We start from the raw sequence: 12,889 nt of genomic DNA on the forward strand, positions 1-12,889 counted from the left end.
AAATTACAAAAGCGTAAATTTATGCTTTTAGCGTGCTATAAATGGCGAATGAAACATATTTTTTACCTATTAGCTTTAGGAGCGTAACTTCCATTTTAATCACTTGATCTTATTATTACTTCAGATACTCATCCATAAAATAAAACACCCTTTTCCTGATCTCTTCTGCATCAAACATCACCCCGTAATGAGGCGCGTTGGGCACAATAATAAGTTCATTTTTAACACCGGCAAGTTTAAGGTATGAACTTAGCAAAACCGATTGGGTGTAATTGACCGATTCATCCTTTTCGCCCTGAACAATGAGAAATGGCGGATCGTTTTTATCAACATAGGTAACCGGACTGGCTATGTTGGCAAGATCGGGCCTATCAATAGCATAAGCGCCAAGCAGCAGGTTAACCGGGCTTTTGGGATCATTGACATCCGTGCCTTTGAGCGACAGAAAATTTGACGGCCCGTAAAAATCAAGCGCCAGTTTTATTTTAAAATGAGGTTTGTTTCCGTTGGGATAAAACTCTTTAATATTATTGTTATTGGATAAAGCAAGTAACGATGCCAGATGCCCTCCGGCCGAAAAACCAATCACCCCAAACTTATCTTTATTGAGTTTATATTTTGAAGCATTTTGATAGACAAATTCAATAGCCTGGTTACAATCCTGAATCTGCGCAGGAAATGGTGCTGTTGTACTCCAACGATAATCGATAGAGGCAACGGCATAACCATTATCAATAAAACCCTGAATGGTTTTCTGCATGTAACCCATATCGGCATATTTATCATTCAGCATCCACGCACCACCGTGGATCCAGATAATAACAGGATAACTATCTTTTGCCGTTGGTGGCAGGTAAATATCCAGTAAGTGTTTCTTTAACGTATCCCCTGCATAGTTTACATCTCCGTACAAAATAGTTCCCTTCGGGAAAAATGGCTGCTTGGGACTTGAGGTTTGCGCCAAAGCAGACACAGACAAGGTGCTGATCAAAATGACCAGCAGGTTTTGGGTTATTTTTTTCATAATTGGTTAATTGCTTAAAGATAATCGATATCCTTAAAAATCACCAACTAAATCCCGACCGAAAAATATAATATCCAGGCTATAAACAACAATTGTAAAGGAATGCGGAACCATAGATAGCCGGTGCCGCTGCCATCATAAGTGCCTTTTTCAAAATCCACGTGCTTTATGGCAGCATTGATATTAGCAGGCAGCATGACCACAAACATGACGAGCAAAATAATCCCTGCTATATGCCTTGCAGCGTTAACCACCAGCAAAGCGCCGAGAACTATTTCCATTATCCCGGTTAAATAAACTAACGCTCCTTTAAACGGGATAAATGAAGGCATCATCATAACCATCCCTTTGGTAAACATAAAATGCCCCAATGAGGTAAACCAAAGCATCAGCATCATGGCTACATTACCGTTAAGCATAATGTTCCAGTCGTCAACAAATAGACGGGAAATAACGGTCGTAAGGATAAAACTTATGATGAGAACGAGCAGGACTTTCATAAGGATCAAATAAAAGATTAGATGGTAAAGTTAAGAGAGTTCCTTTTTTATTAAAGGAACCAAAAAATCGTATTCATTAGCTGGTAGTTTCAACTCGCTTGCAATAGCAGTTACCATTGAATAAAACGCTTTGTTTATCGCAACATCATATTCATGAATTTGGGTTATCACGCAGTCAAAGCTTAATTCCAATTCGTTATATTCAAGACATTCTTTGGCATTCGTTATATCCTTTTCATTTAAACCTAACTGCTCAGCCAAATTTATCAGTGACAATATCCGACTCTTTGTTTTTCTTTCTTTTCGCCAGCCAAACATAACGGTAATATTATGCTTTTATCAACTGCTCCCCCTCAATCTTCTTCTGTAATTCTAATATAGCGCCAATTAAGGCTTCCGGTCTTGGCGGGCAGCCTTGTACATACACATCAACCGGGATCACCCTGTCAACGCCTTTTACCACATGGTAGCCATGCTGCCAGTAAGGACCGCCGCAGTTGGAGCACGAGCCCATCGAAATCACATATTTAGGCTCAGGCATTTGTTCGTACAGGCGTTTAATACGCTCGGCCATTTTAAAAGTAACGGTACCTGCAATAATGATTACATCGGCCTGCCGGGCAGATGGGCGCGGGAAAACGCCAAAGCGGTCGAGGTCGTAAGTAGATGCCATGGAGCCCATCATTTCAATAGCACAACAGGCTATACCAAAACTAAGCGGCCATAATGATGATAAACGCGCCCAGTTAAGCAGGTCGTTCATTTTGGTTACCACTACACCACCATTTTCACTTGTTATATCGTTATTCATTTGCAGGCTTTTTAAAGGCGGGTTTAAACATTGGTTTGCGGGCGGGCTCAGTTAGCGGAGTGGCAGTAGCAGCGGCGGTTGCAGTTGCAGCAATTGAAACAGGAGCAGCGTTGAAAGCTTTTACCGTAAACCTGCTTTGTTCCTGGTTCAACTGTTCGTACAAGGATGGCGGAATATGCACATCGGTATGCGGTACAACGGGAGTTGGCTTAATCCAGTCCAGATCACCTTTGCGCCAAACGTATATTAAACCTATGATTAGGATGCCCAAAAACACAAACATTTCGGCAAGTGAAAGCCAGCCCCAGCGTGCGTCTTGTGCTGCAAGCTCATGGCTGCCAAATACCGTTGCCCAGGGAAAAATAAACACCATCTCCACATCAAAAAGCAGGAAAACCAGCGCTATCACATAAAAGCGGGGATTAAAGGGTAACCAGGCATTGCCGGTTGGTTCTTCGCCACATTCATATGAGCTTAATTTTTCCGCATTGGGATTATTGGGGGCTAAAAGCTTGTTGATAAAAAATATCACGCACACCATTATTATCCCAGTAATAATAAAGATGAGTATCTTTCCAAATTCTGATATTTGCGAAACATCCGTCATGAGTACAAATTTAGTAAAACAAACAGATTTTGACGCTATAATAATTGGCGGAGGCGCATGCGGCCTCATGTGCGCCGTACAGGCCGGCTTTTTAGGCAAGCGTGTATTGGTACTTGAAAAAAACGACCGTGTTGGCGCCAAGATACTCATCAGCGGCGGCGGGCGTTGTAACTATACCAACCTTTACGCTACCGATCAGCAATTTATTTCGCAAAACCCACATTTCTGTAAATCAGCATTTTCGCAGTGGACAGTTGATGATACCATCAGCTTTTTTGAAACTTATGGCATCACCGGTAAAGAAAAAACGCTCGGCCAGCTCTTCCCGGTGAGTGACAAGGCCAAAGACGTAGTTGAAGTTTTCACTAACCTATGCGATGACCTTGCCCAGGAGATCTGGGTAAATGCTGAAGTTAAAATGGTAGAAAAAACTGACGATGGTTTTACAGTTAGGGCCGAAGTTAACGGCAAACAGGAATATATAAGCGCTGCCAGTGTAGTGATGGCTGCCGGCGGTTTGCCCATCCCCAAAATGGGCGCTACCGATTTCGGACTCCGAACGGCGCGCAATTTCGGTTTAAAAGTTACCGATACCGCCCCTGCCCTGGTGCCGCTTACCATTACCGGCAAAGATCAGCCATGGTATGAACAATTATCGGGCAACAGCATTTTCTGTCGTGTTTGGAATGACAGGGCAAGCTTTGAAGAAAACATCCTGTTTACCCACTGGGGCCTCAGCGGACCGGCCATATTACAGATCTCCTCGTATTGGAAACCCGGCGAAACCATTAACATCGATCTCCTGCCAAATCAAAATATTGCTGACCTCATTCAGCAGGAAAAGGAAACCAACGGCAAAAAAATGCTGCTTGCATACATCGCATCTTTATATACCCGCAAGTTTGCCGAAGCGTTGAGCGACAAACTCCCCGCCGAAAAAAACATGGCATCGCTCACCAAAACCGACATTGAAAACATCAGCACCCTCATTCATGATTTTAAGGTAAAACCTGCCGGCGATAAAGGTTATGACAAAGCCGAAGTAATGCGCGGTGGTGTATCTACAGATGAGTTATCATCCAAAACATTGGAGGCTAAGAAAGTCCCAGGGTTGTTTTTTGGCGGCGAATGTGTGGATGTTACCGGCTGGCTTGGGGGCTATAACTTTCAATGGGCCTGGGCAAGCGGTTTTGTGATTGCGCAGAACATATGACCGTTGATTTTTTTGTGATTGCGCTGATTTCGTTGATGCTATTTTACAAGCTAACCCACCAATTGATGTCTATGCTCAGTGATACCAGGCCAATAAAATCCTCTTTGCAATTGTAACAAATCGGGTGTCCCAATTTTTCGATTCTCCAAAAAAAATGGAAAAAGCTCCGGCGTTATTTTTTTTAAAAAGGGCTGTTCCATTTTTTGAGAGTGAAAACGCGGAACGCTTTAAAAATGAAACACATTGATTATCAAATACATAATATTTTACACGAAACACTGTTAAATATCTAACTATCAACAATTAAAACTTTAAGGAGTAAGCGCTTCCGGTTCACATACGAGTTAAAACACCATTTTTATTTAGCCTATTTTTAAGCTTTTTTGATTTTTTTGATATTGACCGCGCCGGTTAGGAATAGCGCTGACAAAATAGCGCCACCAAAGTTATGAGTGTAAATACCTATTTTTAATAGCGTTTATTATCTACCGTTCCACTATCTTATAATTCCTGTACTCACCAACGCGCCATCCCGTAAGGTCTTCAACCTTTTGCAATGCCTTACGGCGGAAGTCCATACCAGCCCTTAGCTTTTTGGAGTCAAAATCGATATTCCAATTGGTAGCCGCAATTCGTTTTTGCATTGGCGCCGGATGTGTCCCGGTAAAGCGGATGAGACGGTCGGCATTGCTGTAGTCAAACTCATAGGTTTCGGGCAGGTTTTGTGCCATCCAGTTTTCATCATGATAAAACTGGTTAAAGTTACGCACCTTGTTATTCAGTCCTTGTGGTGGCTTTGCCCAACCGTAATGATAAATATAGGCATCAATTAGTTTTACGTTAATCTTCCGATCCTCAAGTCTGAAGCCCTGCGCGTCGCGATAGGCGTGGATACCCTTAATATTTTTGAGCAAACGAATTTCGCGGCGGTACCAGCGCCTTGAATGCCCGTAATAGTCATATGAGCCATAAAAATGCAGGTATTTAAATAATAAGCCTTCAATATTGGGTTTATTTAACGCTTCACGCATTTCCTTTTTGATAAGCGGATGATATTTTTCATGCACTGCTTCGTCGCCCTGGATATAAAAGCACCAGTCGGCATCGGGCGATATAGCTGCAAAAGCCTTATCTGTTTCGGCAGCGAAAACCTTTCCGCCTTCCCTTAATGATTCATCCCAAACCGAATCAATGATTTTTATAACGGGCGAGTTGATGCCCTCGATCAATCCCCGGGTACCATCATCGGAGTTACCTACCACTACAATAAATTCATCGCAAAGCGGTAATATGGATGTAATAGCCTCAACAATGGGATAATCATTACGTACAGCGTTCCTGATAAAGGTAAAACCGGATACTTTCATATGCGGCGTAAAGATAATAACAGAATTAAGACTTCAGGATACAAGATTCAAGACATCGCGTCCCGAGATCAACAGATTGCAGGTATCTTCAATTTGTGACATTGGGATTAGTGCATTTTGCATCCCGATGCGTTACTTTGCAAATAATAAAATTACTGCACAGTTTTGCGGTAATCTATATCAATAAATATCACTATGAAGGCACTCGCCAGGCAACTTTTCAAAACTTTCCTTTTTTCGGTAATCATATCTATAGTAGCAAGTGCTGTTTATTACTCGCTGCAGCATAAAGGTGTAAGCCAGGACCTAAACGGGATACTCCCCTCATTGTCTGAAAGTGTGGCTTTGCTCAACATCTTTATTTTAATAATGACTTTGCCCATGTTGTTTTTGGCCAACCCCGTATACTACAACAATCTATCTATAAGGCTGGTGCTTTATTTTTCGGGCGCTGTTGTATTTGTTATTACTGCTTTCCGTTTACAGCTAAACCCCGAAAACAAAACGCTTTACTTTATTACGGCTATTAGTTTTATCGTAGTACACAGCGTTTTCTATTATCTAATGACCAAAAAACGTCGTTAAGCCATTGTTGTTTAAAGCATTTATAGGCTTTTTGAAAGATTTAGGCTAAACTTGCATCTTCAAATATGAAAGCATTTTACGGAGATTTAAAACTGGGTATTTTAGGCGGCGGACAATTAGGCCGCATGCTGATACAGCAAGCCATAAACTATAATGTTACTGTTAAAATTCTTGATCCCGACCGCGAAGCGCCATGCCGCAAACTGTGTGACGAGTTTACCGTAGGCTCATTGAGTGATTATGAAACCGTTTATAACTTTGGTAAAACTGTCGACCTGCTTACCATTGAAATAGAAAAGGTTAACGTTGACGCTCTTGAACAATTGGAAAAAGAGGGCGTACTGGTTTACCCGCAGTCGCGCATTATCCGGTTGATCCAGGATAAAGGCTTGCAAAAACAATTTTTCAAGGAAAACGATATCCCCACTGCCGATTTTCAGATCATATCATCGCCCCAGCAGCTACAACAAAGCCTGATCCCATTTCCGTATATCCAAAAATTACGCAAAGACGGCTACGACGGCAAAGGTGTATATAAAGTAATTGACGAAAGTTACCTTGCCGGTGCCTTTAAAGAGCCAAGCCTGATTGAGCAATGGATAGATTTTGAAAAAGAGATTGCGGTAATTGTGGCCCGTAATGAAAACGGCGAGATCAGCACGTTCCCGATGGTTGAAATGGAGTTCAACCCTAAAGCCAACCTCGTGGAGTTTTTGATCGCTCCCTCTACCCTTCCATTCGCCATCCAACAAAAAGCAGAACAGATAGCTAAGAAAATAGCTGACAGCCTTAAAATTGTTGGTTTGCTGGCGGTTGAAATGTTTTTAGACAAACAGGGCCGCATCCTGGTTAATGAACTGGCCCCGCGCCCGCATAACAGTGGTCACCAAACTATTGAAGGCAATGTGGTATCACAATTTGAGCAGCATTTAAGGGCGATATTTAATCAGCCTTTGGGCGATACCTCCTGCCTTAATAATGCCATTATGGTAAACGTTTTAGGTGAAGCCGGTTATGAAGGACCAGCTATTTACCAGGGCATCGAAAAAGTATTGAAAGTACCGGGTGTATATATTCATCTTTACGGCAAAGCGCTGACCAAGCCTTTCAGGAAAATGGGCCACGTCACTATTGTTGACGCAGATCGTGAAAAAGCGATTGAAAAGGCACGGTTTGTGCAGAAAACTTTAAAGGTAATTAGTTAATTGGTAGTTCATGGTTCATAGGTCATAGTTTATAGTAGAACAAATGGCATTTAGATTTGAGGATCTCAGGTTTGGCAAAAAGCTATGGACTTGGATGAACAAATAAATCAACTAACGAAAACATTTCCGAAAGAAGAAATTTATATTTTAACATCAAAGATAAAACGTGCGGCTGATTCTGTTGTTCTGAATATCGCTGAACGATCAACTGGACAGAGTAAAGCAGTTTTTAAGGTCTTTTTAGGTTATTCACTAAGATCTGCCATTGAAGTGGTAAGCTGTCTTTTTATTGCAAAGAGAAGAAACTATATCGCTGAAGAAAACTTTAAAATTTTTTATGCTGATTATGAAGTATTAGTAAAAATGATCACGGCGTTAAAAAACTCCATATAGCTGATCTTCCCATGAACTATGATCTATGAAACCATTAACTATGAACAACACACCAAAAGTCGCCATTATAATGGGCAGCAAATCCGATTTAAATGTAATGCAGGATGCTGCTGATGTTTTAGCCGAATTAGGCGTTGAATATGAAATAACCGTGGTATCGGCCCACCGCACACCCGATCGCATGTTCAGCTATGCACGCGCCGCTGCCGACAGGGGCATTAAAGTGATTATTGCCGGTGCAGGCGGCGCAGCCCATTTGCCGGGCATGGTAGCTTCATTAACCCATTTGCCAGTGATTGGAGTACCTGTAAAATCAAGCAACTCTATTGACGGCTGGGATTCCATCCTATCCATATTACAAATGCCAAACGGTATCCCGGTAGCAACAGTAGCTTTAAACGCAGCCAAAAACGCGGGTATCCTTGCTGCACAGATCCTGTCAACAGGAGATGAATACCTGGTAAAAAACCTTATCAATTTTAAAGAAAACCTTAAAAAGAAAGTTGAGGAGTCGGCAAGGGAAATGGAAGGGGAAGAATAGTTGGCAGTTTGCAGTGGCAGTTAGCAGTAACGCCTGCAAAGCAACTAACACTATCATACAAAAGCGGGATTTGATTAAAAATCAAATCCCGCTTTCTTTTTCATAAACTGCAAACTGCCACTGCAAACTGCCAACTTAATTAAGAGCCGGATTTTCCGGAAAATTAGCAATGTGGGCATACCGCTGGCCAAGACTGATCACCACCTTGCGCCATAGATTTTGTTCATCAAGGGTAAATAGTGTTTCTATATCAAACTTATTAGTCACAATCCAGCTGTCTTCTTTTATTTCTTCATCAAGTTGCTGAGGCGTCCAGCCCGAATATCCGGCAAAAAATTTAATTTCTTCGGTGCTTAACTGGTAATTGGATACTAAATATTTCACCTGCTCAAAATCGCCGCCCCAGTAAAGGCCATTTGCTATTTCAATGCCGCCTTCTATTTTGTCAGGGGCGCAATGGATAAAATGCAGTGTATTATTGGCTACCGGGCCGCCCTCGTAAACAGGCATTTCGGAGTATGATACATCAGGCAGTACATCGCCCAATAAATATTCGCTTTGATGGTTCAGGATAAAGCCCATAGCTCCTTCTTCAGAGTATTCTGTTAAAATTATTACGGACCTCCTGAAATTCGGATCCATCATAAACGGTTCCGAAATGAGTAAATGGCCTGCCGCGGCCGCTATAGGACTAAGCATAAAGTTTAGCGTTTAAATACATAACAAGCATAGCAAAAATAAGTTCAATTATGAATAATGATTTACATCATTATATACGGTTTAATTAATTTGTAAGTTTGCATCAAAATGAATCAGCAGGAAATACAAAATTTAAGGCAGGACTATAGTGCCTCTACCCTATCAGAAAACAGCACTAAGGGCGATCCTATTAAACAGTTTGAACAATGGTTTAACGAAGCTTTGGAGGCAAAATTGCATGAACCCAACGCCATGACGCTTTCAACTGCCACCGTAACCGGCAAGCCTTCGGCACGTATTGTACTTTTAAAAGGCTTCCATGCAGGCGGTTTTATATTCTTTACCAACTACTTAAGCCGCAAAGGCAAAGAGATTGCCAAGAACCCCCAGGGCGCGTTAACATTTTTTTGGGGAGGCCTTGAGCGCCAGGTGCGTATTGAAGGCACTATTGAAAAAGTAAGCAAAGAAGAGTCTGAAAAATATTTCCATTCGCGCCCTAAAGGCAGCCAGGTTGGCGCAATAGTATCTCCCCAAAGCCAGGAAATTGAAAGCCGCGATGCATTAGAGCAAAAATGGAACCAACTGGAAGCCGAATACGCTGACAAAGAAGTGCCTAAACCATCATATTGGGGTGGATATATCTTAAACCCGCAATTGGTGGAGTTTTGGCAAGGCCGGCCAAGCCGCATGCACGACCGCATCCTGTATAAAAAAACTGATAAAAAAACCTGGAAAAAAGTACGCCTTGCACCATGAGTTTTGACGATATTAAAAACCTGCTCACCGAAAAACTTGGTGATACCGTAATTACCGGCGAAGAAACAGGCGGTCTGCAACCGGCTTTGTTAATTAACCCTGATGATATTGCTGCCGTATGCCTGGAGTTGCGGAACAATCCTAAAACTTATTTCGATTTCCTGTCGAGCCTGAGCGGAGTGCATTATAATGACGAAGCAAACCGCTATGGTGTGGTTTATCACCTGGCATCAATCCCTTATAAAACACAACTTACTTTAAAAACAAGCAAAGCCCATCCAAAAGAAAGCACTGAACTACCCGAATTTAAAAGCATAACCTCTGTTTACCGCACTGCCGACTGGCATGAGCGCGAAGCCTATGACATGCTGGGGATTTACTTTGAAGGGCACCCCGATCTTCGCCGGATTTTGCTGCCCGACGATTGGGAAGGTTTCCCTTTACGGAAAGATTACCAGAACGCCGAATTTTATAAAGGCATCAGGATAGATTAACCTCAAATAAGCTTTCCCGGTGTTAACGGAGCGAAATGAGCCAAAGGCAGGCTATTAAATAACAGCTTTGTTTACTTCATTTTTACAGCGAAAGTAGCCCATAAATAAAAAAAAAAGCTGATTTTTGGTATCCGGCAATATGCCCCAAGCAATATATGACCGGATATAAATTTAACCGGATATAAAATTGGTCATTACAAACCCCAAATACGAAGAAGCACTCCTCAGGTATAATAAAAAGATAGCCGGGGCCAGCGTTGAGGATATGGTACTTAATGTAGGTCCGCAACATCCCTCAACGCACGGGGTTTTGCGCCTGGAATTAATTACCGATGGCGAGATAGTAAAAGAGGTGATCCCCCATATCGGCTACCTGCACCGCTGCTTTGAAAAACATGCCGAATCATTAACCTACCAACAAACCATCCCTTTTACCGACAGGATGGATTACCTGGCTTCGATGAACAACAGCCACGCCTTTGTAATGGGTGTTGAACGGATGATGGGTATTGACAAGGATATCCCTAAACGTGTTGAATACATCCGCGTGCTGGTTTGCGAGCTAAACCGCATAGCATCACACCTGATAGCCATTGGCACTTACGGCATTGATATAGGCGCCTTTACCCCCTTCCTGTGGTGTTTCAGGGACAGGGAGCATATTATGGGGATGCTGGAGTGGGCATCGGGCTCACGTATGCTATACAATTACATTTGGGTAGGCGGTTTATTTTACGACCTGCCGGTTGGTTTTGAAGAACGCTGCAGGGACTTTGTGGAATACTTTAAACCTAAAATGGTTGAGCTAAACCAATTGCTTACCGACAACCAGGTATTTATTTCGCGCACAGCAAATGTGGGCGTTTTGCCGCTTGATGTGGCTATTAACTATGGCTGCTCGGGCCCAATGTTACGCGCATCGGGCTTAAAATGGGATTTGCGGCGGATTGATAATTATTCGGCCTACCCCGAAATTGATTTTGAAATCCCGATTGGGCAGGGCCTGATGGGTAAAGTTGGCGACTGCTGGGACAGGTACAAGGTACGTGTTGATGAAATTGAACAATCATTAAGAATAGTTGAACAATGCCTTGACCGTCTGCAGAAAGAATTGAAACGTACGCCTGATTTTGATCCCCGTGCTAAAATGCCCCGCAAAACCATTCCTAAAGCACAGGATTATTACGTACGCTGCGAAGGCGCCAAAGGCGAGCTTGGCTTTTATTTTATTACAGACGGCAAATCGGAGATCCCAACCCGTGTAAAATCCCGCGGACCGAGCTTTAATAATCTTTCGGTACTGCCGGAGCTATCCAAAGGTGTATTAATTGCCGATTTGATAGCAATTGTAGGTTCTATCGACTTTGTTTTAGGCGAGGTGGATAGGTAGACTAAGTTGTCTGAATCAGAATTTACAGAATTTTAGGATTAACAAAATTCATCCGGTTTTATAAAGGACGCAGCAATGTAGTTTACCATATTATGAAAATTCTCAAATTCTGAAAATTCTGATTCAGACAAACAAAAAAAGAGACCCCTCACGGCGTCTCTTCTCATTTTAATATATTAATTTTTATTGAGTGGGCTATTGATGATTACTGGTTATACACTTTAACCATAAATACATAGTTTTTGAGCTTGCTGCTCTGTTGAGTACGGCTTAATCCAGCTAATTTATTCTTGGTATTCAAATTAAGCGTTTTCGACAACGAATCGGTTGGAATATTTTGTATCGCCTTTAACAGGTAAGTTGATTTTTTAGCAAAATATGCACCTGCAACCTGGGTTTGACGTGCTGTAATTACACCTATTACGTTTCCTTTTTCATCAAGTAAGGGTCCGCCTGAATTACCGGGGTTTACCGGAACAGAAATTACATATTCGGTAGTATCGCCCGAATAATTTGCTGCCGAAGCTAAATAACCTCCTCCATAAACCATATTATCGGCCGGGTAACCGAGTGTGTATACGCTCTCTCCAAGATCACCTTCGGCCCTTTTAACGTTATATGGTATAGGGCCAAGGTTTTTAAATGATGGATCATTGATCTGTAAAATAGCAAGATCATATTGTGGCTCGGTATAAATAACCTTAGCATGAAATGATTCGCCTGCGGCATTCTGCACATAAACCGAATCAGCATTTTTAATCACATGGTAGTCTGTAGCCAGGTAACCATTTGATGTAAGCGCAAAACCGGTGCCCCTGAAATTAGCTGGTGTCCTGGTTATTTTGGGTTTTACCGGAGTACGTCCATGGCCTATCTGAGCAACCGTTTTCTCCATGTTGTTGATCTTTTCGCTCAGTTGCTGATATTTTGACTTATCATTATTCAGCTTACCTGTCAGGATCAGGATAGTCAAAACGCCAAAGATCGCAATTGAAGCGGCTACCGATATTTTTGAATGATGATTACGCCACATACGCACAATCCATACCGGGTGGATCATCACTTCTTCTTTTAAAGCATGAACATCAATTTCATTATGAATGGCGTTTAAGCGATTCTCAAGCTCAAGGCGTTCGCCATATTGCTTCAGTAAGCCTATAAATTTAACATGCTCGGTAACTTTACTTTCAACAGCCGCGTCGTTTTTGCGGAGCAGCTCAAATTGAACACGTTCTTCAGCGGTCATGCTACCGTCGAGGTACCGTTCAATAAATTCTGTTAGTTGGTTATCACTCATCTCTTGA

The 12,889-nt window shown here is 42.2% G+C and carries 16 protein-coding genes; 8 read left to right on the plus strand and 8 right to left on the minus strand.

Going from position 1 to position 12,889, the window contains the following annotated elements; translation table 11 throughout:
- Nucleotides 1-115: 115 nt before the first annotated feature.
- The 5 genes from DIU38_RS13115 to DIU38_RS13135 are packed head-to-tail and all read right to left on the minus strand — an operon-like array spanning nt 116 to nt 2,876.
- Nucleotides 116-1,024 carry an alpha/beta hydrolase gene (locus tag DIU38_RS13115; protein ID WP_112655149.1) on the minus strand — a complete coding sequence of 303 codons (909 nt, stop codon included), beginning with the start codon at nt 1,022-1,024 and terminating at the stop codon, nt 116-118.
- A 47-nt stretch (nt 1,025-1,071) separates the two neighbouring features.
- The gene (locus DIU38_RS13120; protein ID WP_112655151.1) at nt 1,072-1,524 is read right to left on the minus strand and encodes a DoxX family protein; all 453 of its coding nucleotides are present in this window, start codon (nt 1,522-1,524) and stop codon (nt 1,072-1,074) included.
- A 30-nt stretch (nt 1,525-1,554) separates the two neighbouring features.
- Nucleotides 1,555-1,842, minus strand: coding sequence for a MafI family immunity protein (locus DIU38_RS13125; RefSeq protein ID WP_112655153.1), 288 nt, complete (start codon nt 1,840-1,842; stop codon nt 1,555-1,557).
- A gap of 10 nt (nt 1,843-1,852) precedes the next feature.
- On the minus strand, nt 1,853-2,335 hold the full coding sequence (locus tag DIU38_RS13130; protein WP_112655155.1) for an NADH-quinone oxidoreductase subunit B: 483 nt from the start codon (nt 2,333-2,335) through the stop codon (nt 1,853-1,855).
- Complete coding sequence (locus DIU38_RS13135) at nt 2,328-2,876, minus strand: NADH-quinone oxidoreductase subunit A (protein WP_243770834.1); 549 nt, start codon at nt 2,874-2,876, stop codon at nt 2,328-2,330. The genes DIU38_RS13130 and DIU38_RS13135 overlap by 8 nt, the downstream gene beginning before the upstream one ends.
- A gap of 64 nt (nt 2,877-2,940) precedes the next feature.
- Between DIU38_RS13135 and DIU38_RS13140 the strand changes: the two genes are divergently transcribed.
- On the plus strand, nt 2,941-4,155 hold the full coding sequence (locus DIU38_RS13140) for a BaiN/RdsA family NAD(P)/FAD-dependent oxidoreductase (protein WP_112655159.1): 1,215 nt from the start codon (nt 2,941-2,943) through the stop codon (nt 4,153-4,155).
- Nucleotides 4,156-4,640: 485 nt separating this feature from the next.
- On the opposite strand, the gene DIU38_RS13145 is transcribed toward DIU38_RS13140, so the two are convergent.
- Entirely contained in the window at nt 4,641-5,522 is an 882-nt protein-coding gene (locus DIU38_RS13145; protein ID WP_112655161.1) for a glycosyltransferase family protein, read from the minus strand.
- Nucleotides 5,523-5,717: 195 nt separating this feature from the next.
- Between DIU38_RS13145 and DIU38_RS13150 the strand changes: the two genes are divergently transcribed.
- The 4 genes from DIU38_RS13150 to purE all read left to right on the plus strand — a co-directional run bounded on the left by DIU38_RS13150 (nt 5,718) and on the right by purE (nt 8,246).
- Entirely contained in the window at nt 5,718-6,107 is a 390-nt protein-coding gene (locus tag DIU38_RS13150; protein ID WP_112655163.1) for a hypothetical protein, read from the plus strand.
- Between the two features lie 65 nt (nt 6,108-6,172).
- Nucleotides 6,173-7,312, plus strand: a complete 1,140-nt coding sequence (locus tag DIU38_RS13155; protein ID WP_112655165.1) for a 5-(carboxyamino)imidazole ribonucleotide synthase — start codon at nt 6,173-6,175, stop codon at nt 7,310-7,312.
- 84 nt (nt 7,313-7,396) lie between these two features.
- The gene (locus DIU38_RS13160) at nt 7,397-7,705 is read left to right on the plus strand and encodes a four helix bundle protein (protein ID WP_243770753.1); all 309 of its coding nucleotides are present in this window, start codon (nt 7,397-7,399) and stop codon (nt 7,703-7,705) included.
- Between the two features lie 25 nt (nt 7,706-7,730).
- Nucleotides 7,731-8,246 (plus strand): 5-(carboxyamino)imidazole ribonucleotide mutase, encoded by a 516-nt coding sequence (gene purE, locus DIU38_RS13165; protein WP_243770752.1) that lies wholly within the window; start codon nt 7,731-7,733, stop codon nt 8,244-8,246.
- Between the two features lie 135 nt (nt 8,247-8,381).
- On the opposite strand, the gene DIU38_RS13170 is transcribed toward purE, so the two are convergent.
- Entirely contained in the window at nt 8,382-8,945 is a 564-nt protein-coding gene (locus DIU38_RS13170; protein WP_112655169.1) for a YqgE/AlgH family protein, read from the minus strand.
- Between the two features lie 108 nt (nt 8,946-9,053).
- On the opposite strand from DIU38_RS13170, the gene pdxH reads away from it, so the two are divergent.
- From pdxH to DIU38_RS13185, 3 genes are all read left to right on the plus strand, one after another.
- Nucleotides 9,054-9,701: a pyridoxamine 5'-phosphate oxidase gene (gene pdxH / locus DIU38_RS13175; protein ID WP_112655171.1), complete on the plus strand. Its 648-nt coding sequence runs from the start codon at nt 9,054-9,056 to the stop codon at nt 9,699-9,701.
- A complete protein-coding gene (locus DIU38_RS13180) occupies nt 9,698-10,195 on the plus strand; it encodes an NADH-quinone oxidoreductase subunit C (protein WP_112655173.1) in 498 nt (165 codons plus the stop codon). The genes pdxH and DIU38_RS13180 overlap by 4 nt, the downstream gene beginning before the upstream one ends.
- Nucleotides 10,196-10,460: 265 nt before the next feature.
- Nucleotides 10,461-11,585 (plus strand): NADH-quinone oxidoreductase subunit D, encoded by a 1,125-nt coding sequence (locus tag DIU38_RS13185; protein WP_090526184.1) that lies wholly within the window; start codon nt 10,461-10,463, stop codon nt 11,583-11,585.
- A 205-nt stretch (nt 11,586-11,790) separates the two neighbouring features.
- On the opposite strand, the gene DIU38_RS13190 is transcribed toward DIU38_RS13185, so the two are convergent.
- The gene (locus DIU38_RS13190) at nt 11,791-12,882 is read right to left on the minus strand and encodes a S1C family serine protease (protein ID WP_112655175.1); all 1,092 of its coding nucleotides are present in this window, start codon (nt 12,880-12,882) and stop codon (nt 11,791-11,793) included.
- Between the last annotated feature and the right edge of the window lie 7 nt (nt 12,883-12,889).

The organism is Mucilaginibacter metallidurans (genome assembly GCF_003286435.2).
GTDB classification, from domain to species: Bacteria; Bacteroidota; Bacteroidia; order Sphingobacteriales; family Sphingobacteriaceae; genus Mucilaginibacter; species Mucilaginibacter gossypii.